The organism is Enterobacter cloacae complex sp. HYC003_NIDB, assembly GCF_056673375.1.
This window is the reverse complement of record NZ_CP114220.1, coordinates 2,185,613-2,211,434: the sequence shown is the minus strand read 5'-3', so window position 1 is coordinate 2,211,434 and position 25,822 is coordinate 2,185,613. Positions and strand designations below refer to the sequence as shown.

The following is a 25,822-nucleotide window of genomic DNA, read 5'->3' as shown; positions in this document are numbered from 1 at the left end:
GTTTTTCTTTACAGCAGCGGCTTTTGTCCGCGCTGCAACCAGCGTAGCAGCAGGCGATCCGCGCTTTCTGCCGCGCTATTGGTAAAACGGTCGAGCAGGCGCTTACGTCGGGTGAAGCGCACCCCCACCAGCTCACGGCCTTCCATCAGGTTGAGCAGGAGGTCGTCGCTGGTACCCACCTCATCCACCAGCCCTTTCTCCTGCGCCTGCGTGCCGTACCAGTGCTCGCCCGTAGCCACCTGCTCAATGTCCAGCGTTGGGCGCATGCGGTGCACGAAATCTTTGAACAGATGGTGGGTTTCGTTCAGATCTTCCCGGAATTTCTGCCGTCCCTCTTCGGTATTTTCGCCGAGCAGCGTCAGCGTACGTTTGTACTGACCCGCCGTATGCAGTTCGATGTCGATCTCTTTATTTTTCAGGAAACGATTGAAGTTAGGGATCTGCGCGACCACCCCAATCGAGCCGATAATGGAGAACGGTGCCGCGACGATTTTATCCGCCACGCACGCCATCATATAGCCGCCACTCGCCGCGACCTTATCTACCGCAACGGTGAGTGGGATCTGTTTGTCCCGCAGACGTTGTAACTGCGAAGCCGCCAGTCCATACCCATGCACTACGCCGCCCGGGCTTTCAAGGCGTACCACCACCTGATCCTGGGCTGTCGCCACGGCCAGCACCGCCGTCACTTCTTCACGCAGAGAGGAGACTTCATGCGCATCCATGCTACCTTTAAAATCGAGCACATAGACGCGCGGTTTTGCGTCAGCCTGTGGCGTGGCGAGCTTAGCTTTCGCCTTCGCGGCTTTGGCGTCCTGCTTATGTTTTTTCTTCTGGGCTTTTAGCCACAGCTTCTGTTGATGATCGTCAAGCAGCGCCAGAGACATCTCCTCCTGCATCTCTTTATACTGCTCGCTCAGGCGGGTAATGCGTAACTCACCACGCTGACGCTTACGCTGCGTCAGGTTGACAATCAGGACGGCAATCACCGCGACAGCAATAACCACCGTCGCGATTTTGGCCAAAAACAACCCATACTGAGAAAGTAATTCCACGCGTTCCACCTTGATTTAACCACGAATCTTTCACGCCAGTGTACAACAGCCCTGCGCAGGCGTCTCGCTCTGGACATTACCTCTGCGAGGCGGCTTCAGGAATCCCCCGTTTCTGGTTTAAATCTTTGCAAATTGTTAATTTCCCAGCGTTCTGTCCTGTAGACTGATTGAATTCTGACGCTGTTTCGGGCATAAAGCCGAAAAGTCATAAATAAAGGTGCAAGTCACGCCCAATGCGCCTGAGGAGCCACCGTGCATTATCAGCCACAAAAAAACCTTCTACAGAACCGCATCATTCTGGTTACCGGTGCCAGCGACGGGATTGGTCGCGAAGCGGCGCTGACCTATTCTGAATACGGTGCGAGCCTTATTCTGCTGGGACGTAATGAAGAAAAGCTCAAGGCCGTCGCCCGTGAAATCGAAAACGCCGGCGGTACCCCCACGCCCTGGTATACGCTCGATCTGCTGACCTGCACGCCAGCGTCATGTCAGGCCCTTGCCCAGCGGATCAGCACACATTATCCGCGTCTGGACGGCGTACTGCACAACGCGGGGTTACTGGGCGAAGTGCGCCCGATGGATGAACAGGATCCGGAAATTTGGCAACAGGTGATGCAGGTTAACGTCAACGGGACGTTTTTCCTGACCCAGGCCTTGCTTCCTTTATTACTCAACTCCGATTCCGGCTCGCTGGTATTTACCTCCTCCAGCGTGGGGCGTCAGGGGCGTGCGAACTGGGGGGCTTACGCCGTCTCAAAATTTGCCACCGAAGGAATGATGCAGGTGCTGGCCGAAGAGTACCAAAGCCGCCACCTGCGGGTTAACTGTATTAATCCAGGCGGTACGCGCACCAAAATGCGCGCCAGCGCCTTCCCGACAGAAGATCCGCAGAAGCTTAAAACCCCGGCCGATATCATGCCCCTTTACCTGTGGCTGATGGGTGACGACAGCCGTCGCAAAACCGGAATGACCTTCGATGCCCAGCCAGGCCGCAAACCGGGGATATCGCAATGAGTGATGATCGTCATCAGCAGCGCCAGCAGCGTCTGAAAGAACAGGTTGATGCACGCGTGGCGGCCGCTCAGGACGAGCGCGGTATCCTAATCGTGTTCACCGGCAACGGCAAAGGCAAAACCACCGCCGCATTTGGGACCGCCACCCGCGCAGTCGGGCATGGGCAGAAAGTGGGCGTGATCCAGTTTATCAAGGGTGAATGGCCCAACGGCGAGCGTAATCTGCTCGAGCCGCATGGCGTTGAGTTTCAGGTAATGGCAACCGGTTTTACCTGGGATACCCAGAACCGGGAAACCGATACCGCAGCCTGCCTCGCCGTCTGGGAGCATGCCAAAAGAATGCTTTCAGACCCGTCGCTGAACATGGTGTTGCTGGATGAGATCACCTATATGGTGGCGTATGACTACCTGCCGCTGGAAGCCGTGCTGGAGGCCCTCAGGAACCGCCCTGCACACCAGACGGCGATCGTCACGGGGCGCGGGTGTCATCGGGACATTCTGGAGCTGGCCGATACCGTCAGCGAGCTGCGTCCGGTTAAGCATGCGTTCGATGCGGGTATCAAAGCGCAAATTGGGATTGATTACTGAAAAAAAAGCCCGGTATATTCACCGGGCTTTTCAATTAACCGTTGTTATTACGGCTGCCAGAGCGGCGATTGCTGCTGACCTGGCTGTGACGTTTCACCGCACGGCGGATTTGATTCGCCTTCATGCGACGACGATCTTTCTCTACCGCCACTTTCGACGTGGTTTCTGGCGTCAGGCCAACCAGATCGCGCAGGTAGTTGGTTTGCGTCAGATCCAGTTCGGTATAGCCGCCACGTGGCAGGCCTTTCGGCAGCAGAATGTCGCCATAGCGGACGCGAATCAAGCGACTCACCTGGACACCGACCGCTTCCCACAGTCGACGCACCTCGCGGTTACGTCCCTCTGTCAGGGTAACGTTGTACCACTGGTTAATGCCTTCACCACCGGTAAACTTGATGGTTTTGAACGCCGCAGGGCCGTCCTCCAGCTGAACACCACGCGACAGGTCGCGCAGTTTGTTCTCATCAACCTGGCCGAAAACACGAACGGCGTATTCACGTTCCACTTCACGACTCGGGTGCATCAGACGGTTTGCCAGTTCACCATCGGTGGTGAACAGCAACAGGCCACAGGTGTTCACGTCCAGACGGCCTACGGCAATCCAGCGGGCGCCACGCAATTTTGGCAGACGGTCAAACACCGTCGGGCGACCTTCCGGGTCGTTGCGGGTACACAGTTCGCCTTCCGGCTTGTAGTAAGCCAGTACGCGGCAGATCTGTTCAGCAGACTCTTTCACGGAAATAAGATGGCCGTCAATGCGGATCTTCAGCCCCGGTACGATTTCAACGCGGTCACCGAGCGTGGCGATTTTACCGTCCACACTCACGCGGCCTGCTTCAATAATGGCTTCGATTTCACGGCGCGAACCGTGGCCGGCGCGCGCCAGCACTTTCTGTAACTTCTCGCTCATTGAGCTTCCTCAGGTGTCGCCTTCACAGGCGTCGAATCAGGTCAAAAACAGGGCGGCGCCCTGCTTTGATGGCCGCGTAGTATATCTGCTTACACCCTTACAAGAAAGGCTTAACATCGCCCACGCCTTCACGAATCACTTCTGGCGCGTCTTCGGTGAGATCCACCACGGTGGTCGGCTGCTGGCCAAGATAGCCGCCATGGATAATCAGCTCCACCACCTTCTCCAGACGATCTTTGATCTCTTCCGGGTCGGACTCGGTAAACTCACTGCCCGGCAGCATCAGCGATGTGGAGAGCATCGGCTCCCCGAGGGTTTCCAGTAGCGCCTGGGCAATCGGGTTCGACGGCACGCGCATGCCGATGGTTTTACGTTTTTCCTGCAACAGACGACGCGGCACCTCTTTTGTCCCCTTCAGAATGAAGGTGTAGTTACCCGGCGTGTTGTTTTTAATCAGACGAAAGGCCACGTTATCAACATAAGCATAGGTCGACAGCTCAGAGAGATCGCGACACATCAGGGTGAAGTTGTGGCCATCCGGCAGCTGGCGGATGCGACAGATGCGCTCCATCGCCCCTTTATCCTCAATTTTACAGCCCAGCGCGTAGCCAGAATCGGTTGGGTAGACAATAACGCCGCCTTTGCGGACGATCTCCACGGCCTGATTAATCAGACGTGGCTGGGGGTTATCCGGATGGATATAAAAAAACTGACTCATACTTCCCTCTCTTCAATTTGCTGTGGCTGTTCCCAGAGCTGCCAGACAGGCTCAACGCCCGCGGGTAACCAGAGCTTGCGCCCCAATTCAATCCACGCGCAGGGCTGATGGAAATCTGAACCCTGTGACCCAAGCAGACCAAACTGACGGGCGTAGGTCGCGAGCTGCGAACGCTCATTGGGTGCCTGCTGACACTGGGCAACTTCCATCGCCTCACCGCCGCAGTCGGCAAAGTGTGCCAGCAGTCTTTTCAGCCATTTAGCAGAAAGATTATACCGCCCCGGATGGGCCAGCACGGCCTTACCGCCAGAATGATGAATCACATCAATAGCTTGTTTTATTGTACACCACTGTGGGGGAACGTATCCGGTTTTCCCGCGCGCCAGATACTTTTTAAAGACATTCGCCATGGTCGTCGCCTTACCGGCATCCACCAGAAAACGGGCGAAATGGCCACGCGTCACCGCCCCACCGTTCGCCAGCGTTCGCGCGCCTTCCAGCGCACCGGGAATATGCGCTTTTTCCAGACGTTCGCCAATCATCTCCGCGCGTTGATTGCGGCGTGTTTTTTGTTCTTGCAAAAAAGCACGCATGGCCGGATGTTCTGTATCGATATTCAGGCCAACGATATGAATTTCGTGGTTTTCCCAGACCGTCGAGATCTCAACCCCGGCCACCAGATCCAGCGCCAGTCCGCTGCGGGCAATCTCGGCGCGCGCGGCAGGAATGCCGTCAGTGGTATCGTGATCGGTTATTGCCAGCGTGCCGACACGCATTTCAACGGCGCGATGGACCAAAGCTTCGGGTGTCAGCAGGCCATCTGAAGCCTGCGTATGGCTATGTAAATCATAAATTACGGCGTAGGTGGTATCGCTCAAAGCACTTCCCATAACAGGTTGGAGACATCCGAAGCCCCTATGATACCGACTAACCGTGAAATACTGAAATCAGGGGTTGACAACACGCCATCGAACTAGTTAACTAGTACGCAAGTTCACACGAGAAAGGTATCTGAAAATGACAGCACATTTCGCTCTGCACGGTTGGTGGCGTACTTCCTGATCTTCGGGCAGTGTCACACGTCTGCGATAAGCAAACAGATACCCGGCCCGCTCCCAAGCGGGCTTTTTTTTGAACAGAATATGAGAACAACAACATGCAAACAGCCAAACCCCACCTCGAACTGCTGACCTGCGAGGCGGCCTATCGCCATAACCCTACCGCGCTGTTTCATCAGGTGTGCGGCGCACGTCCCGCGACGCTGCTGCTGGAGTCAGCTGATATCGACAGTAAGGACGACCTCAAAAGCCTGCTGCTGGTTGACAGCGCGCTGCGCATTACCGCGTTAGGTGACACCGTCACTATCAGGGCGTTGTCTGACAATGGCGCGTCGCTCCTGCCGCTGCTGGATGCGGCGCTGCCTTCAGGCATTGAAAATGAACGCCACCCGGACCTGCGTATTCTGCATTTCCCGCCGGTGAGCCAGCTGCTGGATGAGGATGCCCGCCTCTGCTCGCTCTCCGTTTTTGACGCCTTTCGCCTGCTGCAAAATCTGGTGGCCGTGCCGGAAGTTGAGCGCGAAGCAATGTTTTTTGGCGGGCTGTTTGCTTACGACCTGGTTGCTGGCTTTGAAGATTTACCGGAAACCGAGCAGGGAAACCGCTGCCCGGACTACTGTTTCTACCTGGCCGAAACCCTGCTGGTGATCGACCATCAGAAAAAATATACCCGCATCCAGGCCAGCCTTTTCACTCCGTCTGAGTCTGAGAAAAATCGCCTCGCGCAGCGCATCGCCCAACTGCAACAGCAGATGTCAGAAGCACCGCCCGCGCTCCCGGTGCAGCGTGTTGAAAAGATGACCTGCGAGGTGAGTCAGACCGACGATCAGTACGGCGCGGTGGTACGTCAGATGCAAAAAGCGATTCGTGCCGGGGAGATTTTCCAGGTAGTGCCGTCCCGTCGCTTCACACTGCCCTGCCCGTCGCCGCTGGCGGCTTACGATGTGCTGAAAAAGAGCAACCCAAGCCCGTACATGTTCTTTATGCAGGACAATGATTTCACCCTGTTTGGCGCGTCGCCGGAAAGCTCCCTCAAGTACGACGCCACCAGCCGCCAGATTGAGATCTACCCGATAGCGGGAACCCGTCCACGCGGCCGTCGTGCCGATGGCTCCCTGGACCGCGATCTCGACAGCCGCATCGAACTTGAAATGCGTACCGACCATAAAGAGCTCTCCGAACACCTGATGCTGGTTGACCTGGCGCGTAACGATCTGGCACGTATTTGCACCCCAGGCAGCCGCTACGTGGCGGACCTGACCAAAGTCGACCGCTACTCCTTCGTCATGCACCTGGTATCCCGCGTGGTGGGTGAACTGCGCCACGACCTCGACGTTCTGCATGCCTACCGCGCCTGCATGAACATGGGCACCCTGAGCGGCGCGCCGAAAGTCCGCGCCATGCAGCTGATCGCCGAAGCGGAAGGACGCCGTCGCGGCACCTACGGTGGTGCCGTGGGCTATTTCACCGCTCACGGTGACCTTGATACCTGCATCGTGATCCGCTCCGCCTACGTTGAGGACGGCATTGCCACCGTCCAGGCCGGGGCCGGGATTGTGCTGGATTCTGTTCCGCAGTCGGAAGCCGACGAAACCCGCAGTAAGGCGCGCGCGGTACTGCGCGCCATTGCTACCGCACACCATGCACAGGAGATTTTCTGATGGCTGACATTCTGCTGCTCGATAATATCGACTCCTTTACCTACAACCTGGCAGATCAGCTGCGTGCGAATGGTCACAATGTCGTTATCTATCGCAACCACGTTCCGGCCCAGACGCTAATTGACCGTCTGGCGACCATGCAAAACCCGGTGCTGATGCTCTCCCCGGGCCCAGGCGCACCGAGCGAAGCAGGCTGTATGCCTGAGCTGTTGACCCGTATGCGCGGCAAGCTGCCGATTATCGGCATCTGCCTCGGCCACCAGGCGATTGTCGAAGCCTACGGCGGTTACGTGGGTCAGGCGGGGGAGATCCTCCATGGTAAAGCGTCAAGTATTGAACATGACGGTCAGGCGATGTTTGCCGGTCTGCCGAACCCGCTTCCGGTAGCGCGTTACCACTCGCTGGTCGGCAGCAACATTCCGGCCGGGCTGACCATTAACGCCTCGTTTGAAGGGATGGTGATGGCGGTGCGTCACGATGCGGATCGCGTCTGCGGGATGCAGTTCCACCCGGAATCTATCCTGACGTCCAACGGCGCGCTTCTGCTGGAGCAAACGCTCGACTGGGCGCTACAAAAGCTGGAGCAGACCAACACCCTGCAACCGATCCTGGAAAAACTGTATCAGGCTCAGACCCTGAGCCAGCAGGAGAGCCATCAGCTGTTCTCCGCCGTCGTGCGCGGCGAGCTGAAGCCTGAGCAGCTGGCCGCTGCGCTGGTGAGCATGAAGGTACGTGGCGAAAGCCCGCAGGAGATCGCCGGCGCGGCAACCGCGCTGCTGGAAAATGCCGCCCCGTTCCCGCGCCCGGACTATCCGTTTGCCGATATTGTCGGGACCGGTGGCGACGGCAGTAACAGTATCAATATTTCCACCGCCAGCGCCTTTGTGGCCGCGGCATGCGGTCTGAAGGTGGCGAAACACGGCAACCGCAGCGTGTCCAGCCGTTCAGGATCGTCCGACCTGCTGGCGGCTTTCGGTATCAACCTGGACATGAACGCCGAGCGTTCCCGTGAAGCGCTGGATGACCTGGGCGTCTGTTTCCTGTTTGCGCCGAAGTATCACACCGGTTTCCGCCACGCGATGCCGGTTCGCCAGCAGCTCAAAACCCGCACGCTGTTTAACGTGCTCGGTCCACTCATTAACCCGGCGCACCCGCCGCTGGCGCTGATTGGCGTTTACAGCCCGGAACTGGTCCTGCCGATTGCGGAGACGCTGCGCGTCCTCGGTTACCAACGCGCCGCCGTGGTACACAGCGGCGGGATGGATGAAGTTTCCCTGCATGCGCCCACGCTGGTGGCGGAACTGAATAACGGCGAAGTGCTGAACTATCAGCTTGAGGCCGCTGACTTCGGGTTGACCCCGTACCATCAGGACGCCCTGGCGGGCGGCACGCCGGAAGAAAACCGTGACATTCTCACGCGCTTATTACAAGGTAAAGGTGAGGCCGCCCATGAGGCCGCCGTGGCGGCCAACGTAGCCATGCTGATGCGTTTACATGGCGAGGAAGATCTGAAAGCCAACGCCCAAAAAGTTCTGGACGTACTGCGCTCCGGTGCAGCTTACGATCGCGTTACCGCACTTGCGGCAAGAGGGTAAATAATGCAGACCGTTTTAGCGAAAATCGTCGCCGATAAGGCCATCTGGGTGGAAGCCCGTAAGCAACAGCAGCCGCTCGCCAGTTTTCAGAACGACGTCGTTCCGAGCAGCCGTCGTTTTTATGATGCGCTCCAGGGCGCGCGTACCGCGTTTATTCTGGAGTGTAAAAAAGCGTCTCCGTCCAAAGGCGTGATCCGCGACGATTTCGACCCGGCGCGTATTGCCGGTATCTACAAGCATCATGCGTCTGCCATTTCTGTGCTGACGGATGAGAAATATTTCCAGGGCAGCTTCGATTTTCTGCCCGTTGTCAGCGGCATCGCGCCGCAGCCTATTCTGTGCAAAGACTTTATTATCGACCCGTATCAGATCTGGCTGGCGCGCTTTTACCAGGCAGATGCCTGCCTGCTGATGCTCTCCGTTCTGGATGACGAGCAGTATCGCCAGCTCTCCGCCGTCGCGCACAGCCTGAATATGGGCGTGCTGACCGAAGTGAGCAACGAAGAGGAGCTGGAGCGCGCCATCGCGCTGGAAGCCAAAGTGGTCGGCATTAACAACCGCGACCTGCGCGACCTGTCGATTGACCTCAACCGTACGCGCCAGCTTGCGCCGCGTCTGGGCGCGGGCGTCACGGTGATCAGCGAATCCGGGATTAACAGCTACGCTCAGGTGCGCGAACTCAGCCACTTTGCCAACGGTTTCCTGATCGGCTCCGCGATGATGGAACACGACGATCTTAATGCGGCCGTGCGCCGCGTGCTGTTGGGTGAGAACAAAGTCTGCGGCCTGACCCGTGAACAGGATGCGCAGGCCGCATATGAAGCGGGCGCAATCTATGGTGGTCTGATCTTTGTTGAGTCCTCTCCTCGCGCCGTTAATGAGGAACAGGCGCGCAAGGTGGTGGCGGCTGCGCCTCTGAGCTACGTGGGCGTGTTCCGCAATGCGGATATTAACGACGTTGCGGCAAAAGCGGACGCGTTATCCCTGAGCGCGGTCCAGCTGCACGGCGATGAAGATCAGGCGTACATCGATGCTCTGCGACATGTTCTGGCGCCTCAGGTTCAGATCTGGAAAGCGCAAAGCGTTGGCGCCACCCTGCCCGCGCGTAACCTGAAGCATGTTGATAAATACGTGCTCGACAACGGCCAGGGCGGCACGGGGCAGCGTTTTGACTGGTCACTGCTGCGTGGCGAAGTGCTGGACAATGTCCTGCTGGCGGGGGGATTAAGCCCCGATAACTGTGTGGAAGCGGCCAAAACCGGCTGCGCAGGCCTCGATTTCAATTCAGGCGTAGAGTCCCAACCGGGCATTAAAGACGCCAGCAAGCTGGCATCGGTATTTAAAACTCTGCGTGCATATTAAGGAAGAGAAGATGACGACATTACTTAACCCGTATTTTGGTGAGTTCGGTGGGATGTATGTCCCACAAATCCTGATGCCCGCGCTGCGCCAGCTGGAAGAAGCGTTCGTGAGCGCACAGAAAGATCCGGCGTTTCAGGCGGAGTTTACTGACCTGCTGAAAAACTACGCCGGTCGTCCGACGGCGCTGACAAAGTGCCGCAACCTGACCGAAGGCACTAAAACTACGCTGTATCTTAAGCGTGAAGATCTGCTGCACGGTGGCGCGCATAAAACTAACCAGGTGCTTGGCCAGGCGCTGCTCGCGAAGCGGATGGGTAAAACCGAAATCATCGCCGAAACCGGCGCGGGACAGCACGGTGTGGCTTCAGCGCTCGCCAGCGCCCTGCTCGGCCTGAAATGCCGCATTTACATGGGGGCGAAGGACGTTGAGCGCCAGTCGCCAAACGTGTTCCGTATGCGTCTGATGGGGGCGGAAGTGATCCCGGTGCACAGCGGTTCTGCCACGCTGAAAGATGCCTGTAATGAAGCGCTGCGCGACTGGTCTGGCAGCTACGAAACCGCCCACTACATGCTCGGTACCGCCGCGGGCCCGCACCCGTTCCCGACCATCGTGCGTGAATTCCAGCGCATGATCGGTGAAGAGACTAAAGCGCAGATCCTCGAAAAAGAGGGTCGTCTGCCGGATGCGGTGATCGCCTGCGTTGGCGGCGGATCTAACGCCATCGGCATGTTTGCCGATTTTATCGACGAAACCAGCGTTGGGCTGATTGGCGTTGAGCCTGCCGGCCACGGTATTGAAACGGGCGAGCATGGTGCGCCGCTGAAGCATGGCCGCGTGGGGATCTACTTCGGCATGAAGGCCCCGATGATGCAGACCGATGAAGGGCAGATTGAAGAGTCTTACTCAATCTCTGCCGGGCTGGATTTCCCGTCCGTAGGGCCGCAGCACGCGTTCCTGAACAGCACCGGCCGCGCGGATTATGTCTCCATCACCGATGACGAAGCGCTGGAGGCCTTCAAAACGCTGTGCCGCAATGAAGGGATCATCCCGGCGCTGGAGTCTTCCCACGCGCTGGCGCACGCGCTGAAAATGATGAAGGAAAACCCGGAAAAAGAGCAGCTGCTGGTGGTAAACCTTTCCGGTCGCGGTGACAAAGATATCTTCACCGTTCACGATATTCTGAAAGCACGAGGGGAAATCTGATGGAACGCTACGACAACGCATTTGCACAACTGAAAGCTCGCCAGGAAGGCGCCTTCGTTCCCTTCGTGACGCTGGGCGACCCCGGCCCGGAGCAGTCGCTGAAGATTATCGACACCCTGATTGATGCCGGTGCCGACGCGCTGGAGCTCGGTATTCCGTTCTCCGATCCGCTGGCGGATGGCCCGACCATTCAGAACGCAACGCTACGCGCGTTTGCCGCGGGCGTGACGCCGAGCCAGTGCTTTGAAATGCTGGCGGCGATCCGTCAGAAGCACCCGACCATTCCGATCGGCCTGCTGATGTACGCCAACCTGGTGTTCAGCCGCGGTATTGATGCGTTTTACGCAGAGTGCGCCCGCGTGGGCGTTGACTCCGTGCTGGTGGCTGACGTGCCCGTTGAAGAGTCTGCGCCATTCCGTCAGGCGGCAATGCGCCACAACGTCGCGCCGATTTTCATCTGTCCACCGAATGCCGATGACGATCTGTTGCGCCAGATTGCCTCTTACGGACGAGGTTACACCTACCTGCTCTCCCGTGCGGGCGTCACCGGTGCGGAAAACAAAGCCGCGCTGCCGCTGCATCATCTGGTGGAGAAGCTGGCAGAATACCATGCTGCACCGCCGCTTCAGGGCTTTGGCATTTCTTCACCGGATCAGGTTACTGCGGCGATTGACGCGAAAGCCGCCGGAGCCATTTCCGGTTCGGCTATCGTGAAAATTATCGAGAAGAACGTGGATAAGCCAGAGCAGATGCTGGCTGAGTTACACGCATTCGTCACATCCATGAAAGCGGCCACGCGCAAGGCGTAACCGTTAACACCGTCTGGCCCCGGCGTCAGGCGGTTTTCCCTTCTCTCTTCCTGAAAGAAGCAGGTCAAAATTGATCCTGTCGATATTTTCGGTGTGAATGACTTTCCAAACTTTCGCGTAAGCGTATGATCTGGGCTCTTTTTAGCGTTACCCTTCTGAGTTCAGAGGTTATTCATGTCATGGCATTCCTTCAAACAGACTTACCTGGTTAAGTTCTGGTCACCTGTTCCGGCCGTTATCGCGGCAGGCATTCTCTCTACTTATTATTTCGGTATTACCGGCACCTTCTGGGCTGTTACGGGCGAGTTTACTCGCTGGGGTGGGCAGCTATTACAGCTGGCAGGCGTCCATGCCGAAGAGTGGGGCTACTTCAAACTGATCCATCTTGAGGGCACACCGCTGACCCGCATCGACGGGATGATGATCATTGGCATGTTCGGCGGCTGTTTTGCGGCCGCGCTGTGGGCCAACAACGTTAAGTTGCGCATGCCGAAAAGCCGCATCCGCATTATGCAGGCCGTGGTCGGCGGCATCATTGCCGGGTTTGGCGCCCGCCTGGCGATGGGCTGTAATCTGGCCGCGTTCTTTACCGGTATTCCGCAGTTCTCGCTGCATGCCTGGTTCTTTGCCGTCGCCACCGCCATCGGCTCCTACTTCGGTGCTAAATTCACCCTGCTGCCGCTGTTCCGCATTCCGGTGAAAATGACGAAAGTTAGCGCTGCCTCTCCGTTAACGCAAAAACCCGATCAGGCGCGTCGTCGCTTCCGCCTCGGTATGCTGGTCTTTTTTGCCATGGTTGCCTGGGCGATTTGCACGGCGATGAATCAGCCAAAACTCGGCCTGGCCATGCTGTTCGGCGTCGGTTTTGGTCTGCTGATTGAACGCGCGCAGATCTGCTTTACCTCCGCGTTTCGCGATATGTGGATCACCGGACGAAGCATGATGGCGAAGGCGATCATTGCCGGTATGGCCGTGAGCGCGATCGGCATCTTCAGCTACGTTCAGCTCGGCGTGGAACCGAAAATCATGTGGGCGGGCCCAAATGCCGTCATTGGCGGGCTGCTGTTTGGTTTTGGCATCGTGCTGGCGGGCGGGTGTGAAACCGGCTGGATGTATCGCGCTGTGGAAGGCCAGGTGCATTACTGGTGGGTGGGTCTGGGTAACGTGATTGGCTCTACCATTCTGGCCTACTACTGGGATGACGTCTCTCCGGTACTGGCAACAAACTGGGACAAGGTCAACCTGCTGAATACCTTTGGTCCACTCGGGGGGCTCCTGGTGACCTACGCCCTGCTGCTTATCGCCTTCTTACTGGTTGTTGCACAAGAGAAGCGCTTCTTCCGACGCGCCACCGCCAAAACTGAAACTCAGGAGAATGCCGCATGAAAGAGATCGTGCCTGATTATCGTCTCGATATGGTGGGTGAACCTTGCCCTTACCCGGCCGTCGCCACGCTTGAAGCGCTACCGCAGCTAAAGAAAGGTGAAATTCTGGAAGTGGTGAGCGATTGCCCCCAGTCGATCAATAACATTCCTCTTGATGCCAAAAATCACGGCTATACCGTGCTGGATATCCAGCAGGACGGACCAACCATTCGTTATTTAATTCAGAAGTGACTTCACGATCGAAAAAGGCCTCTCAGAGGCCTTTTCTAGTTTACTGGCTTTGGCCACCGTCGTCGTCTGAGCTTCGGCAGGCATGAATGAATGGTGAGACGTGTTCCGCAAACGGAACAGATAGCACCGTGAGGTAGGCTATGTGCTGGGCTGAACGTCGTGAACTGAAACTGTTTACCTGCACAAACCGGACACTCAAATTTGATGTTGGGGATATCCCCTCCAGCCAGGTGTATGGAACAACCACCATACAGCAATCACCGGCTGACAGGGGATATATCTTCTGTCAGAAACGATAGCCTGCTGAGAACATAAATACCCACGGATCCAGTCGGGTATTGATACTTTGCTGCTGCCCGCCAGCTTTAAAGCGCACGTCCGTATCAATGTCCATATACCAGACCGAGGCGTTGATCAGCCAGTCACGGTTAATCAGATAATCCAGACCAACCTGCCCCGCCATACCCCACGAGTCTTTCAGGCTGAGATCGGAGAGCCCGGCCTTTTTACCGGTATCGTTAAATTTCTCATCAAAGAAGGTGGTGTAGTTAACCCCTGCACCAATATAAGGGCGCACCTTGCTGCTGGAATCGCCGAAGTACCACTGCGCCATCAGCGTTGGTGGCAAATGGTGAACCGTGGCAATGTCCCCGGTCGGTCCTAAACCGACGCGGTGACGGAATGGCGTGGCGGCTAAAAGCTCGACGCCAACGTTATCCGTTGCCATATACGTAAACGTCAGGCCTAACTGGGTGTTATTGCTGACGTTAAACCCGCCCATACCCAGTACATTATCGGACCCTTCCGTTGGACGTACCGTTGCCGAACCGGCACGAATAAAGAATTCGCCTGCTTCATGCGCGTACGCGCCGCCAGAGAGACTGCTTAAGATAAGGGCTGCCACCGCTAATTTTTTCATATCCGCTCCATCGTTGTGGTTTTAATTGCGGAGGAGAATATACTCACAAATGAGTAATAAGTGATCTAACACAGATCACATTAAAACCAGTAAGTTAACATTCATTGATCTAGGTTAATTTTTGGTGACGCCTCATAAAGCAATAAGTTGTTACCGCGTCAATTTTTGGCATTTCATGGTTACAAAATTTTCTGTTTTCCCTCTCTTGCGCTTCCTGTAGCGGCTGGATAATTTATCGCTCTCACAATGTGATTTGATGCGTTCTACTTTTGCAGGTGTGCCATGAGTGATCATAACCCGTGCATGACGTGCGGAGCCTGTTGTGCGTATTTTCGAGTCTCGTTCTACTGGGCTGAAGCCAGCGATGGCGGCGGCACCGTTCCGGTTGATCTCACTGAACCCTTAACCCCTTTTCTGCGCTGTATGCGCGGCACCAACCAAAAACAGAGCCGCTGTGTGGCACTGCAAGGTGAGCCTGGGGTATCCACCCGCTGTTCCATTTACGCGGATCGCCCCAGCCCGTGTCGCACTTTCGCGATGTCGGGAAAGGATGGGCAGGTCAATGAGGCATGCAATCGCGCCCGCGCCCGCTATGGATTACCGCCGCTTTACAAAGATATGCTTTTCCATACAAGCCTTGATGCTGCCACCAGCGTGTTATCCGGTGTACAATTGCCGGCTAATTAACACCTGCAATACTCAAGGAGAGTGCATGTCTATCACGGCGAAGTCTGTCTACCGTGACACGGGAAATTTTTTCCGCAATCAGTTCATTACCTTTTTACTGATCGCGTTGTTGTGCGCCTTTATTACGGTGGTGCTGGGTCATGCGTTCTCACCCAGTGATGAACAGATTGCCACGCTGAGCCAGGGGGAAAATCTTGCAGGCAGCGCAGGGTTGTTTGACCTTGTGCAGAATATGACGCCAGAGCAACAGCAAATCTTGCTGCGCGCATCTGCGGCATCTACCTTCTCGGGCCTGATTGGCAACGCCATTCTGGCGGGTGGCGTGTTGCTGATGATCCAGCTGGTGTCTGCCGGCCAACGCGTCAGCGCGTTACGTGCAATCGGGGCCAGCGCTCCGGTGCTGCCAAAACTGTTTATCCTCATCTTCCTGACCACGCTGCTGGTCCAGATGGGGATAATGTTGGTTGTCGTTCCGGGCGTGCTGCTGGCTATCGTGCTTTCATTCGCGCCAGTAATGGTTGTGCAGGACAAAATGGGCATTTTCACCGCCATGCGCAGCAGCATCAGGCTCGCATGGGCCAATATGCGACTGGTCGCCCCGGCCGTTATCAGCTGGCTGCTGGCCAAAACTCTGCTGTTGCTGTTTGCGCCGAATTTTGCGGTGTTAACGCCAAACGTCGGAGCGGTTGTCGCCAATACGCTGAGCAATCTGATTTCAGCCGTGCTGCTGGTCTATTTGTTCCGCCTGTACATGTTAATTCGTCAGTAACTGGGATCGCAGAATGAAGCAGTTTCTTGATTTTTTACCGCTGATCGTATTTTTCGCTTTTTATAAGCTGTACGACATTTATGCCGGCACGCTGGCGCTGATTGTGGCAACGGCTGTGGTGCTGATTTACAGCTGGGTTCGCTATCGCAAAGTTGAAAAGATGGCGCTCATCACCTTCCTGATGGTGGCGGTGTTTGGAGGTCTGACGTTGTTCTTCCACAATGATGAATTTATCAAATGGAAGGTCACGGTGATTTACGGCCTGTTTGCGGGCGCACTCCTCATCAGCCAGTGGGTGATGAAGAAGCCGCTGATCCAGCGCATGCTGGGGAAAGAACTGACCCTGCCACAGGCTGTGTGGGGGCGTCTGAATATCGCCTGGGCGCTATTTTTTATTCTGTGTGGTCTGGCGAATATCTATATCGCATTCTGGCTGCCGCAGAATATCTGGGTCAACTTCAAGGTGTTTGGCCTGACGGCGCTGACTCTTATCTTCACCCTGCTCAGCGGCGTTTATATTTATCGCCACATGCCGCAGGATGACAAGCACTGATCCTTCTGGCCAGATCGCCACGCGGTCTGGCCTCTTTTCCGCCTTCTCTTTTCTCTACATCCTTCCTGCGAAAATGTCTGAATCATGAAGATTTTATGGAGTTTGCTGTCACTTTATTGTAATGAGAATGACTATCATTAATATTCGTCATCGCATTTTTAACAAATGGAAATGAGTTGATGAATAACATAATAAGATTTGCCCCGGCTACACTTACGCTCGCCATTCTTTCAACGCTTTATCAGAGCGCACACGCAGCGGAAGATCCTCTCGCCGATGGTGAAACAATGGTTGTTCAGGCCACCGCTGAAGAGGCGCTGAAGCAACAGCCGGGGGTTTCCATCATCACGGCAAAGGACATAGAAAAGGATCCACCGGTTAACGATCTTTCAGAAATTATTCGCAAAATGCCCGGGGTTAACCTCACCGGAAACAGCGCGACAGGCAGCCGCGGTAACAACCGCCAGATCGACATCCGCGGTATGGGGCCGGAGAACACGCTGATTCTGATTGACGGTGTGCCGGTGACGTCACGTAACTCGGTGCGCTACAGCTGGCGCGGGGAGCGCGACACCCGCGGGGATACCAACTGGGTTCCGCCAGAGATGGTTGAGCGCATTGAAGTGCTCCGGGGACCTGCTGCCGCCCGCTATGGTTCGGGGGCGGCCGGCGGCGTCGTCAACATCATTACCAAACGCCCGACCAACGACTGGCACGGCTCGCTCTCCCTGTACACTAACCAGCCTGAAAATGATAAAGAGGGAGCGACGAAACGCGCTAATTTTGATCTGAGCGGCCCCCTTGCGGGCGATGCGTTAACGATGCGTCTGTACGGGAATATCAACAAAACTGACGCAGATGCTCAGGACATCAACACCGCGCAAAACGGCTCTTACGCCGCCGGACGTGAAGGCGTGCGCAACAAGGACATTAATGCCCTGCTCTCCTGGAAACTCACGCCACAGCAGATTATCGATTTCGACTACAGCTACAGCCGCCAGGGCAATATCTACGCGGGTGATACTCAATACAGCAACAGCAACGTCAGCCCTGACGGTCTGGTGTCGTCCCTGTATGGACACGAAACGAACCGAATGTACCGCCAGTCTTATGGCATTACGCACAACGGCATCTGGGACTGGGGTCAGTCAAAGTTCGGTGTTTATTATGAAAAGACCAACAACACCCGCCTGGAAGAAGGCTCTACGGGCAAAGTTGAGGGGATGATCAATAGCGATAAATACGATACCAGCCGGCTGGAGTCATACCGTTCAACGGGTGAACTGAACATGCCTTTCTTCTGGCTGGTCGAACAGACGCTAACCGTGGGTGCAGAATGGAACCGTGATGAACTGAACGATCCGGCCTCAATGCAGGCGACAAATGTGTCGGGAGAAGTGATTAACGGCGTTCCCGGTACGGCTTCTGAGCGCAACAGCAAAAACAGCGCTGACCTCACTGGCATCTATCTTGAGGACAATATTGAAGCGCGCCAGGGCACCAACCTGATCCCAGGGCTCCGCTTTGATTATCACAATCAGTTTGGCAGCAACTGGAGTCCTAGCCTGAACCTCTCTCAGGATTTGGGTGACATGTTCAAGGTTAAAGCGGGTATCGCTCGGGTATTTAAAGCGCCAAACCTGTATCAATCCAGCGAAGGCTATCTGCTTTCCACGCGCGGCAATGGCTGCCCGAATAACGTTTCCGAAGGAAGCTGTTACCTGTTAGGTAACCCGGATCTGGATCCTGAAATCAGCGTGAACAAAGAGATTGGCCTGGCCTTTGCGCTGGAAGGCTACGAGGCTGGCATAACCTGGTTCCGCAACGATTACAAAAACAAGATTGTTTCGGGAACGGACGTGCTGGGCCAGACAAGCAGCGGCGCAAATATCCTTCAGTGGCAGAACGGAGGAAAGGCTGTTGTTGAGGGGCTGGAAGGCAACCTCACCGTCCCGGTTATCCGCGACACGCTAACCTGGCGCACCAATGCGACGTATATGATTCAGTCTGAAAGTAAGGACACCGGCAACCCTCTGTCGATTATCCCAAAATATACCGTCAACACGATGCTCGACTGGCAGGTTAACAGCAAACTTTCAGCGAACCTTAGCTGGACGATGTATGGCCGCCAGAAGCCAAGAGAAAATGCTGAAATCCGCAAAGAGCAGAATGCGATGTCAGATAAAGAGATTGGCGCCTATTCCATCGTTGGGATCGGTAGTAACTATCAACTGACAAAAGATCTCCGACTGAATGCCGGGATCAGCAACCTCTTTGATAAGCAGATTTATCGAGAAAATGACGGTGCATCGACCTATAACGAACCAGGCCGTGCGTATTACGCCGGCGTGACCCTGTCCTTCTGACCCTCTGGCGCCTGCTCTGCGGGCGCTAACCCTATTCTCTCCAGCCAGAAATCATAGTAGCATCCCGCCTGAAGTCTTCAGTTACGAGTTTAAAACAATGACAACAAATGACGCCCCACAGGGCGAACTGGTTTTACGCACACTGGCAATGCCTGCGGATACGAATGCCAATGGCGATATTTTTGGTGGCTGGTTGATGTCGCAGATGGATATGGGCGGTGCAATCCTGGCAAAAGAGATTGCACACGGGCGCGTGGTGACAGTCCGGGTCGATGGCATGACCTTCCTGCGCCCTGTCGCGGTGGGGGACGTGGTGTGCTGTTACGCACGCTGCGTAAAACGCGGCAATACGTCTGTCTCCATCAACATTGAAGTATGGGTGAAAAAAGTCTCTTCTGAGCCGATTGGTCAGCGCTATAAGGCGACGGAGGCATTATTTATCTATGTGGCGGTGGATAGCGACGGTAAGCCCCGCCAGCTCCCACGGAGCTGATCCTCAGGTAAAAAAAAGCCTCCTTGCGGAGGCTTCTTTTATTCCATCTGTGCCCCGCCGTTCAGGCGGAAGACAATGTTCACAATCAACCCATTGCCGGGTTTACCGGCTTCATAGCGCCACCTGCGCATGGCCGATTTAACTTCGCGTTCAAACATATTCGCCGGCTGTGCGGACAGGATTTCCACGTTATCCACACGTCCATCGGCCGTAACGTCGAATTTCACCCGTACACGCCCTTCAATACGTAACGCCTGAGCACGTGCCGGGTACTGCGGCTGGTTACGGCTCAGCGCGCGCGGGCCCGCGGGCGCCGTTACCGTCGGTTTTGTCGCGGTCGTGGTGTTATTCATCAGCGGACGTGACGGGGCGGCATTTTCAACCGGCTGCGTGGCGCGTGGCTCAACCGGACGCACTTCGCGTTTCGGACGCTCTTCCACCTTTTTGACCGGCTTGGGTTTTGGCTTCGGCTTAGGTTTCGGCTCCGGCTTATGGATCACTACCGGTGCTTCTTTCGGCGGTTCAGGAACCGGCTCGGGCTCTGGCTCCGGCTCGGGTTCAACAACGGGCTGTGGCGGCGGCGGCGCAACCTGCGGCGGCTCAAGATCCGCAGGCGATACCATGGTCACAGAAATTGGCTGCGCTGGCGCCGGCATTTCAATAACCTGATGAACCGAGGTATAGAGCAGACCCGCCACGACAGCACCGTGAATAACGACGGAAAGCAGCGTCGGCCATGGAAAGCGGCGAGGTAAATCAAGGGTCATCGAAGTCATAATCATCAACGTTAAAAAACCGAACCTCGATTTTAAATGCAAATAGCAATCATATTCAATAAGACACTTTGTCCTGGCGCAATTTAAGCGTACATGAGGGCAAAAAAGGGGCATCCAGATCAGGGTTTTAACATTGTTATTATCTTTACATTGCAGTCATTTGTGCTTTCACATAACGTAATTGTCACTTTTACCGGTTAAGGAGCTTTGCCGTGCTTTACGTGATTTACGCTGAAGATGTACCTGATTCTCTGGAAAAACGTCTTTCCGTTCGCCCTGCTCATCTGGCGCGTTTACAGTTGCTACAGGATGAAGGTCGGTTGCTGACCGCAGGTCCGATGCCTGCCGTTGACAGCAACGATCCGGGCGCGGCGGGTTTTACCGGCTCCACGGTGATTGCCGAGTTTGAATCTCTGGAAGCCGCACAGGCCTGGGCAGAAGCAGACCCGTACGTCGCAGCCGGCGTGTACGAGAAAGTCACGGTTCGCCCGTATAAAAAAGTGTTCTGAAACGAAAGGCTCCCTCGGGAGCTTTTGAAATCGCTTCAACACAATGAAATAAAAGGATTTATATCAGGTCGCGTCCACAAATTGACCACATCGATAAGAGAAGCCCCGCAAATGCGGGGGTTTCTCGTATCAGTGGTAAATGATATCAATGTCCTTCTATTTTTTTAAAGACTTTAATTTAGGGAACTTCATGATTGTCCATTAATCGAAATGTGAGTCACCATTTATTTTCATAGTTCAACCATGGAGTTTTTAGTAATATCCATGTTATTATTGTTTATCTTTCCATCATGACTTACTAAACAAAGGGAATTATATGAGACTCAAAAATGAAATAGTTCAGGACGGTTATTTTTGGCTTCCTGGCGGTGAAGGCAGTAAGATATTCGGTACTTTTATTATGAGGGAGAATGAAAATATACATATCGAGTTAAAAGGTCTCTTCGAAGGTGACACTACATCTCCTGATAATGATATCTTTGATACTGTTCATGGATATACTGATCATCTTGGTTACATAACTTTCTCAGATTGTTTTTATACAAAACAGGACATTTCATTTGGTGGGATGTCAAATGGTAGCGCGACTTTATTGGTTAATCATGTTTATACAGGTGATCTACTTACTAACCCTAACGACTTACACTTAAAATCACTAACTTTTCGATTCGATCACTTAGATGAATGGTTGTCAATTTCAGGGATAAAAGTAGAGAGACAGTCGAGTAACTCAGAGAAACCTAATGCCATTTATTATAACAAACCCAACCCTATTTATTTTGATTTAGGAGAAGGGTTTAGTCTTTCTATAGATTTCTCATATTCCATACCGGGATTTCCGAATATTACTGAAGCGAAATTCACACAAAAAGCTTTTTTTAACCTTACTTCTGACAAACCTTGTGCGCTGTCTGAACTGGACAAAATGGCGCATAAGATCTTGAGATTGATATCATTATTTATTGGCACCCCATTAGTAATTTCAGATTTAGTAGCCAAGACTTTTACTGAAGATAAAATCATTAAAATATTCTATAAAAGTGCAGCATATGCAAAGAAAGAAAACATTTCTTTTCATGATATGAACTTTCTTTATAAGCATATAGAGGGTGATCTTGGTGAATTAATACGAAAATGGAGCACTTCCCACGATCTCTTGCTACCATCTATTTCACTTTATTTTTCCTCTTTCACCGGTCAAAATGCCCTACTCGATGCAAGATTTCTCTCTTTAGTTCAAGGTTTAGAAACTTTCCACAGAAGAACTAGTAGTGAAAAATACATGGATGAGGACCTTTTTAAAAAATTAGTAGAAGAATTGCTGAATTCCTGTCCTGAGGAACATGTTAAATGGCTTAAAGGAAGAACTATGCATGGTAATGAAATAAGTCTTAATAGAAGGCTGGAACTCCTGATGGCTCCATTTTCAAATTTAATCGGCAATCAAAGAACCCTAGCTAAGCTAGCAAGAAAAATAAGCACGACCAGAAATTATAAAACTCACTATGACCCATCAGCTGAAAACGCAGCCGTGGATGGGATTGACATGTACAAACTCATCGTATTCATGGAATGTCTATTAAACTTGTTATTCCTAAATCATATTAACTTTCCTATCGAAAAATTAAATCTTCGCGTGGAAAATAATTCATGTAAATTGAATAAGCTTTTAAAATATTCACTTTCAAAATAAACAGCATAAATTTATACCCTCAAACAATAATAACTTTGAAAGATTGCTTTTGCGAAGATTTTTCGTCTAACATACTGAATAAAAAGAGTTCCTTCTGGTAAGGTACATATTAAAAACATCGAACAAAAGCCCCGCATTTGCCGGGCTTTCTTTTGTCACATCCACGTGATTTGTTGCTGTCCTGATTGCGTCGGGTGCGGTGGCACTGGCACGACTTCACCCGGCGATACAATGAAACGCTCGACCGTCTCAGTGGTGACGAACGTGCAACTGCAGTTGATGTTTGTGCACTGATGATAACGCTCTTTTGTCGTATCGGAAAAATAGCGACTAGTGCGAGCGTGGGCGGCGTAATGGCATTTTGGACAGTGGAACATGGCGAGTACCTCAGAGCGTTATTGATGCATCAATCTTAACCATTAAAACCTTATATATCAAACACATAAACAACTTTATTGTGTTATCTCTTCGCTTTCATACTCCACCTCCGAAACCTTAACCTCAAGCTCTAAGCCCGTCGTGTAGCCGTTCCCGTTAAGGTTATGCACCACCCGGCTGATGATCCAAGCCTGCTCGTCTATAACGCGCTTAAAGCCTTTCACCGCTATCGGCGTTTCAGGAAATAAATCAGCCCTGCCATTAGCCAGCGAGATTGAAAACTCAGCGACACCACGCTGTAGCTTGTCCCACTTTGCCTGAGCGGCGCGCATGGCCTGCGCCTTTGTCGCGTAGATGGTTGTTAGCTCCAGCACGTTGTCAGACTCACCGGCCATATACTCACCCTCGCGGGCTTCCTGCTCTTTTTTGGCTTTTACCTTTGCCGTGGTTTTGGTCGCTTTCGGATCGCGCGTGCGATTTCCTGCAGAGAATTTAGATTATTCATGGGGAAAGGATGCCGCCGGGCGAGGCCAGCGGCAATTGAAAGGGGTTTTATGGTGGCTCAAACAACACACGTAGTTCTAAGATTTCTTCCACAATCTAATTTGAAATATCACGAAACTCTCTGAGAGTATTTTTAGCATCTAAAAAATCAAATTTAAATTCAGAAGCATTCCACTCACAAACCCACATTAAATATCAATACCAATAATAGCCGTCACATATCGCTTATACTTTAAACAACTCGAGCTAAGCAACAAACGCTGAACATTATCATCATGAAAACCATACTTTGGACATGATATTTTCAAGCCTCTCATTATTAATGACTCTCGAGACTGGTCAACACCTGCCATTACTTCATTAATCGTTTTTTTAGCATTGGATAAATGCTGAACATCATAATCCTGTGCATCTAACATCCGCACCAAAGATCGAATCAGATTTCTGATATTTGCAAACACACCCTGTGATTTGCAAAACGATTCCATGTAGGCAGCATCAATTGGCAACTTATTAAGGTCAAGAAGCATTTCACCCCAAGGAAAACTTATCATTCCTAATTCACGATGCTGAGCAGACATTAATTGTTCCCATCTAGCAAAACTATCGGTCACCACAACAGAACCTGTCACCTGAGCAATAAACAATGACATTTCATAATTAGGCTCCATCTTATTAAACATAACCTGCCCACTACCCTGCACTGTTGTATCTTGCAACATCATTAAGGGCGAATTTTCAGAAACCTTTTCAAAATCATCAAAGCGTAGTTCAGCCTCTTTAAAATCAATGCTCATCTGCTGAGCAATGTAATTAACTTTAGCTTCCCTTGGCAGCCCCACCGATGAATTCAACACATCTTGAATTATCAAGCTACGATGATATTGAAATTCATCTCCATTATATACAACTTGCTTATGCCTTCGTTTTTTAACCATCCTCATCATTTCCAATTTCAACTGAATATCAAATTCAGTTGGATCTGGAATAATATTAACCAAGCCCTTATCTATAAACGGTTCCAACTCAAGCATAAACAAAAACTCTTTTAGTGCTTGATATTTAAAATCCTCGGAGCGATGAATAGGATTAAATTCAGGCTTAATATTTATTGGGTTAGTTACGGGACTTTGGATTATAAACTCATCAAAAAATGATGACATCGGCACCGCATTAGAGTATATAGCCCTGATATCTAACAGACCTGAATATAATGCGCGACTTTTCCCGTCTGGTTTTGGCAGCAACGAATATATGTCTGTATCCTTAGGCCAAAGAAATTCATAAAACTCATAGATTTCCCTAACTTGCTTCTCTGACAACCCCTTTCTAACATCATCCCAGGACTTTCCATTATTAAGCCCTAACACATCTTTTATACATTGACAAAAACAAATATTCCTTTCTCTAATACTAATAAAATCCCACGTCGTTCGCATACCCACCGGTATATCTTTACAGCATTTTTTATATTTCTTTCCGCTACCGCAACCACAAGGGTCATTACAACCCATCTGTGACTCGTCTATTTTTTTCATTAGATATTCATTTTTATAAGTTGTCCTACCAAACTCATCTTGATAGTGAACGGATCCATCATCAAATTTGACAAACATTTCCCCCCCAAACCCAAATAAATCACTTAATTGTGGTAAGAGAGTGTTTTTTAGCTGAGACCAATCACATGAAATATCATCTTCCGGAAAAAGCCATTCCTCTCTTCCAGCTGCGATACATTCTTTTGATCTCGATTTAATAATATAGTTTATTTGAATTACTTGCTCTCTTGTTAGCTTGCGAGTATTGATAAAATTAATAGTATTAACCATACTCTGACGCAAACGTGTAGCATTAGTGCGTTGTTCCAAAGGATTTACATTTTCTGGAGATCGTGCATACTCTAAATTAGTTAAAATCAAACACCGATTTTTATCCAGAGGAAATATAGTCTGGGAACCCTTCAAAGAGATATCAGGGTCTCTAGGATACAGACATGCATCTGAATCGGGAGGACAAGCGTAATTATAGATAGTTACTGGATGATCCGAGGTAATGAATTTAACATCTGAGTCCTCAGCTGATACAAATTCCCTTACACCTTCTGCCCACAATGTACAATGCATAGTCCTGAGTGATTGCATCTCGACCATAAGGTTTTCCTGGGTTAAACCATGATACTGAGTTTTAATCCATTCCAAACCTTTGGGAGTTCGTAACTTTTGGGCATCCAGATAAGTAAAAAACTCCTTAAAGTTATGATGCCATTGCCCTTGGTCGTCAGTCAAAAAAGCCCGAACAGCCCTCGAACCATTATCATCGATTGGGCCAAACAATTTTCTTTCTATATCGTCATTAATATCACCATCAAATAATATTGAATATAAATCCTTTAGATACAGCTTCTGAGTGGGGTTATACCATTTTTTTTCATTGACAATTTTAACCTCAGAATTTTTTAATGGGAATTCCCTACGCGTCAAATAACATAAATGATTATCCCTCCCATCCATAAATCCCTTTTGATGCCATACCGGAACATAATGATTTTCTCGTGTTGTAGTCATTTTCCCTCACACCATTACACAT

General features: G+C 52.3%; 26 protein-coding genes, 1 pseudogene and 1 other annotated feature. Of the genes and pseudogenes, 17 read left to right on the top strand and 10 right to left on the bottom strand.

The window, feature by feature from the left end; genetic code table 11:
• Positions 1–8: 8 nt before the first annotated feature.
• Positions 9–1,055 (bottom strand): protease SohB, encoded by a 1,047-nt coding sequence (sohB, locus tag O1722_RS10390; protein ID WP_023296716.1) that lies wholly within the window; start codon positions 1,053–1,055, stop codon positions 9–11.
• 252 nt (positions 1,056–1,307) lie between these two features.
• On the opposite strand from sohB, the gene O1722_RS10385 reads away from it, so the two are divergent.
• Together O1722_RS10385 and cobO are read left to right on the top strand one after the other, a co-directional pair.
• Positions 1,308–2,069, top strand: coding sequence for a YciK family oxidoreductase (locus tag O1722_RS10385; protein WP_017384219.1), 762 nt, complete (start codon positions 1,308–1,310; stop codon positions 2,067–2,069).
• Positions 2,066–2,656 (top strand): cob(I)yrinic acid a,c-diamide adenosyltransferase, encoded by a 591-nt coding sequence (gene cobO, locus O1722_RS10380; protein WP_015570385.1) that lies wholly within the window; start codon positions 2,066–2,068, stop codon positions 2,654–2,656. Before O1722_RS10385 ends, cobO begins: the two co-directional genes overlap by 4 nt.
• A 34-nt stretch (positions 2,657–2,690) precedes the next feature.
• On the opposite strand, the gene rluB is transcribed toward cobO, so the two are convergent.
• The 3 genes from rluB to rnm form a co-directional block, all read right to left on the bottom strand.
• Entirely contained in the window at positions 2,691–3,566 is an 876-nt protein-coding gene (gene rluB, locus O1722_RS10375; RefSeq protein ID WP_003856794.1) for a 23S rRNA pseudouridine(2605) synthase RluB, read from the bottom strand.
• Between the two features lie 97 nt (positions 3,567–3,663).
• Positions 3,664–4,284 carry an L-threonylcarbamoyladenylate synthase gene (locus O1722_RS10370; RefSeq protein WP_003856793.1) on the bottom strand — a complete coding sequence of 207 codons (621 nt, stop codon included), beginning with the start codon at positions 4,282–4,284 and terminating at the stop codon, positions 3,664–3,666.
• Positions 4,281–5,174 (bottom strand): RNase RNM, encoded by an 894-nt coding sequence (rnm, locus tag O1722_RS10365; protein WP_023296717.1) that lies wholly within the window; start codon positions 5,172–5,174, stop codon positions 4,281–4,283. Before rnm ends, O1722_RS10370 begins: the two co-directional genes overlap by 4 nt.
• A 127-nt stretch (positions 5,175–5,301) precedes the next feature.
• Here rnm and trpL point away from each other — a divergent pair, with 127 nt between their 5' ends.
• From trpL to yedF, 8 genes are all read left to right on the top strand, one after another.
• Positions 5,302–5,346: a trp operon leader peptide gene (gene trpL, locus O1722_RS10360; RefSeq protein WP_071524153.1), complete on the top strand. Its 45-nt coding sequence runs from the start codon at positions 5,302–5,304 to the stop codon at positions 5,344–5,346.
• Positions 5,323–5,417, top strand: a sequence feature (Trp leader region). Its footprint overlaps the gene before it by 24 nt.
• Before the next feature lie 23 nt (positions 5,418–5,440).
• The gene (locus O1722_RS10355) at positions 5,441–7,003 is read left to right on the top strand and encodes an anthranilate synthase component 1 (protein WP_033486856.1); all 1,563 of its coding nucleotides are present in this window, start codon (positions 5,441–5,443) and stop codon (positions 7,001–7,003) included.
• Complete coding sequence (trpD, locus tag O1722_RS10350; protein WP_033486854.1) at positions 7,003–8,598, top strand: bifunctional anthranilate synthase glutamate amidotransferase component TrpG/anthranilate phosphoribosyltransferase TrpD; 1,596 nt, start codon at positions 7,003–7,005, stop codon at positions 8,596–8,598. Before O1722_RS10355 ends, trpD begins: the two co-directional genes overlap by 1 nt.
• A gap of 3 nt (positions 8,599–8,601) precedes the next feature.
• Positions 8,602–9,960: a bifunctional indole-3-glycerol-phosphate synthase TrpC/phosphoribosylanthranilate isomerase TrpF gene (gene trpCF / locus O1722_RS10345; protein ID WP_033486853.1), complete on the top strand. Its 1,359-nt coding sequence runs from the start codon at positions 8,602–8,604 to the stop codon at positions 9,958–9,960.
• 10 nt (positions 9,961–9,970) lie between these two features.
• Complete coding sequence (trpB, locus tag O1722_RS10340) at positions 9,971–11,164, top strand: tryptophan synthase subunit beta (RefSeq protein WP_003856780.1); 1,194 nt, start codon at positions 9,971–9,973, stop codon at positions 11,162–11,164.
• Positions 11,164–11,973, top strand: coding sequence for a tryptophan synthase subunit alpha (trpA, locus tag O1722_RS10335; RefSeq protein WP_015570379.1), 810 nt, complete (start codon positions 11,164–11,166; stop codon positions 11,971–11,973). Before trpB ends, trpA begins: the two co-directional genes overlap by 1 nt.
• Before the next feature lie 174 nt (positions 11,974–12,147).
• Entirely contained in the window at positions 12,148–13,359 is a 1,212-nt protein-coding gene (gene yedE, locus O1722_RS10330) for a selenium metabolism membrane protein YedE/FdhT (protein WP_017384226.1), read from the top strand.
• Positions 13,356–13,589: a sulfurtransferase-like selenium metabolism protein YedF gene (gene yedF / locus O1722_RS10325; RefSeq protein WP_003856774.1), complete on the top strand. Its 234-nt coding sequence runs from the start codon at positions 13,356–13,358 to the stop codon at positions 13,587–13,589. Before yedE ends, yedF begins: the two co-directional genes overlap by 4 nt.
• Positions 13,590–13,624: 35 nt before the next feature.
• Here the strand turns inward: yedF and ymcF are convergent, their stop codons facing one another.
• Positions 13,625–13,846 carry a cold shock small protein YmcF gene (ymcF, locus tag O1722_RS10320; protein ID WP_463682615.1) on the bottom strand — a complete coding sequence of 74 codons (222 nt, stop codon included), beginning with the start codon at positions 13,844–13,846 and terminating at the stop codon, positions 13,625–13,627.
• 29 nt (positions 13,847–13,875) lie between these two features.
• Positions 13,876–14,508 (bottom strand): outer membrane protein OmpW, encoded by a 633-nt coding sequence (ompW, locus tag O1722_RS10315; protein ID WP_023303840.1) that lies wholly within the window; start codon positions 14,506–14,508, stop codon positions 13,876–13,878.
• A 282-nt stretch (positions 14,509–14,790) separates the two neighbouring features.
• Here ompW and O1722_RS10310 point away from each other — a divergent pair, with 282 nt between their 5' ends.
• The 5 genes from O1722_RS10310 (at position 14,791) to yciA (ending at position 19,376) form a co-directional block, all read left to right on the top strand.
• Positions 14,791–15,195: a YkgJ family cysteine cluster protein gene (locus tag O1722_RS10310; RefSeq protein WP_023296724.1), complete on the top strand. Its 405-nt coding sequence runs from the start codon at positions 14,791–14,793 to the stop codon at positions 15,193–15,195.
• 25 nt (positions 15,196–15,220) lie between these two features.
• Entirely contained in the window at positions 15,221–15,964 is a 744-nt protein-coding gene (locus tag O1722_RS10305) for a YciC family protein (protein ID WP_015570376.1), read from the top strand.
• Positions 15,965–15,977: 13 nt separating this feature from the next.
• Positions 15,978–16,517 carry a septation protein A gene (locus O1722_RS10300; protein WP_003856762.1) on the top strand — a complete coding sequence of 180 codons (540 nt, stop codon included), beginning with the start codon at positions 15,978–15,980 and terminating at the stop codon, positions 16,515–16,517.
• Positions 16,518–16,696: 179 nt separating this feature from the next.
• Positions 16,697–18,883: a TonB-dependent siderophore receptor gene (locus O1722_RS10295; protein ID WP_032671613.1), complete on the top strand. Its 2,187-nt coding sequence runs from the start codon at positions 16,697–16,699 to the stop codon at positions 18,881–18,883.
• A 97-nt stretch (positions 18,884–18,980) separates the two neighbouring features.
• Complete coding sequence (gene yciA, locus O1722_RS10290) at positions 18,981–19,376, top strand: acyl-CoA thioester hydrolase YciA (protein WP_003856759.1); 396 nt, start codon at positions 18,981–18,983, stop codon at positions 19,374–19,376.
• Positions 19,377–19,414: 38 nt separating this feature from the next.
• Here yciA and tonB read toward each other — a convergent pair whose 3' ends face one another.
• Positions 19,415–20,143 carry a TonB system transport protein TonB gene (tonB, locus tag O1722_RS10285; RefSeq protein ID WP_017384230.1) on the bottom strand — a complete coding sequence of 243 codons (729 nt, stop codon included), beginning with the start codon at positions 20,141–20,143 and terminating at the stop codon, positions 19,415–19,417.
• A gap of 221 nt (positions 20,144–20,364) precedes the next feature.
• Between tonB and O1722_RS10280 the strand changes: the two genes are divergently transcribed.
• Both O1722_RS10280 and O1722_RS10275 read left to right on the top strand, forming a co-directional pair.
• Positions 20,365–20,661: a YciI family protein gene (locus O1722_RS10280; protein ID WP_003856755.1), complete on the top strand. Its 297-nt coding sequence runs from the start codon at positions 20,365–20,367 to the stop codon at positions 20,659–20,661.
• A 316-nt stretch (positions 20,662–20,977) separates the two neighbouring features.
• Entirely contained in the window at positions 20,978–22,354 is a 1,377-nt protein-coding gene (locus tag O1722_RS10275) for an ApeA N-terminal domain 1-containing protein (protein WP_033486851.1), read from the top strand.
• Positions 22,355–22,509: 155 nt separating this feature from the next.
• Here O1722_RS10275 and O1722_RS10270 read toward each other — a convergent pair whose 3' ends face one another.
• From O1722_RS10270 to O1722_RS10260, 3 genes and pseudogenes are all read right to left on the bottom strand, one after another.
• On the bottom strand, positions 22,510–22,731 hold the full coding sequence (locus O1722_RS10270) for a DNA-binding transcriptional regulator (RefSeq protein WP_071963964.1): 222 nt from the start codon (positions 22,729–22,731) through the stop codon (positions 22,510–22,512).
• 75 nt (positions 22,732–22,806) lie between these two features.
• Positions 22,807–23,196: pseudogene (locus tag O1722_RS10265) on the bottom strand (phage late control D family protein); the annotation flags it as partial.
• A 228-nt stretch (positions 23,197–23,424) separates the two neighbouring features.
• The gene (locus O1722_RS10260) at positions 23,425–25,800 is read right to left on the bottom strand and encodes a DUF4238 domain-containing protein (protein ID WP_072015909.1); all 2,376 of its coding nucleotides are present in this window, start codon (positions 25,798–25,800) and stop codon (positions 23,425–23,427) included.
• Positions 25,801–25,822 lie beyond the last annotated feature (22 nt).

Excerpts from the sequence above, each read along its gene's own strand:
- O1722_RS10305 (WP_015570376.1), top strand. The coding sequence starts at position 15,221 with ATGTCTATCACGGCGAAGTCTGTCTACCGTGACACGGGAAATTTTTTC.
- ompW (WP_023303840.1), bottom strand. The coding sequence starts at position 14,508 with ATGAAAAAATTAGCGGTGGCAGCCCTTATCTTAAGCAGTCTCTCTGGC.
- O1722_RS10260 (WP_072015909.1), bottom strand. The coding sequence starts at position 25,800 with ATGACTACAACACGAGAAAATCATTATGTTCCGGTATGGCATCAAAAG.
- trpD (WP_033486854.1), top strand. The coding sequence starts at position 7,003 with ATGGCTGACATTCTGCTGCTCGATAATATCGACTCCTTTACCTACAAC.
- trpA (WP_015570379.1), top strand. The coding sequence starts at position 11,164 with ATGGAACGCTACGACAACGCATTTGCACAACTGAAAGCTCGCCAGGAA.
- yedF (WP_003856774.1), top strand. The coding sequence starts at position 13,356 with ATGAAAGAGATCGTGCCTGATTATCGTCTCGATATGGTGGGTGAACCT.
- trpCF (WP_033486853.1), top strand. The coding sequence starts at position 8,602 with ATGCAGACCGTTTTAGCGAAAATCGTCGCCGATAAGGCCATCTGGGTG.
- cobO (WP_015570385.1), top strand. The coding sequence starts at position 2,066 with ATGAGTGATGATCGTCATCAGCAGCGCCAGCAGCGTCTGAAAGAACAG.
- O1722_RS10275 (WP_033486851.1), top strand. The coding sequence starts at position 20,978 with ATGAGACTCAAAAATGAAATAGTTCAGGACGGTTATTTTTGGCTTCCT.
- O1722_RS10270 (WP_071963964.1), bottom strand. The coding sequence starts at position 22,731 with ATGTTCCACTGTCCAAAATGCCATTACGCCGCCCACGCTCGCACTAGT.
- tonB (WP_017384230.1), bottom strand. The coding sequence starts at position 20,143 with ATGACCCTTGATTTACCTCGCCGCTTTCCATGGCCGACGCTGCTTTCC.
- O1722_RS10355 (WP_033486856.1), top strand. The coding sequence starts at position 5,441 with ATGCAAACAGCCAAACCCCACCTCGAACTGCTGACCTGCGAGGCGGCC.
- trpB (WP_003856780.1), top strand. The coding sequence starts at position 9,971 with ATGACGACATTACTTAACCCGTATTTTGGTGAGTTCGGTGGGATGTAT.
- O1722_RS10300 (WP_003856762.1), top strand. The coding sequence starts at position 15,978 with ATGAAGCAGTTTCTTGATTTTTTACCGCTGATCGTATTTTTCGCTTTT.
- O1722_RS10370 (WP_003856793.1), bottom strand. The coding sequence starts at position 4,284 with ATGAGTCAGTTTTTTTATATCCATCCGGATAACCCCCAGCCACGTCTG.
- rnm (WP_023296717.1), bottom strand. The coding sequence starts at position 5,174 with ATGGGAAGTGCTTTGAGCGATACCACCTACGCCGTAATTTATGATTTA.
- O1722_RS10295 (WP_032671613.1), top strand. The coding sequence starts at position 16,697 with ATGAATAACATAATAAGATTTGCCCCGGCTACACTTACGCTCGCCATT.
- rluB (WP_003856794.1), bottom strand. The coding sequence starts at position 3,566 with ATGAGCGAGAAGTTACAGAAAGTGCTGGCGCGCGCCGGCCACGGTTCG.
- yciA (WP_003856759.1), top strand. The coding sequence starts at position 18,981 with ATGACAACAAATGACGCCCCACAGGGCGAACTGGTTTTACGCACACTG.
- yedE (WP_017384226.1), top strand. The coding sequence starts at position 12,148 with ATGTCATGGCATTCCTTCAAACAGACTTACCTGGTTAAGTTCTGGTCA.
- O1722_RS10310 (WP_023296724.1), top strand. The coding sequence starts at position 14,791 with ATGAGTGATCATAACCCGTGCATGACGTGCGGAGCCTGTTGTGCGTAT.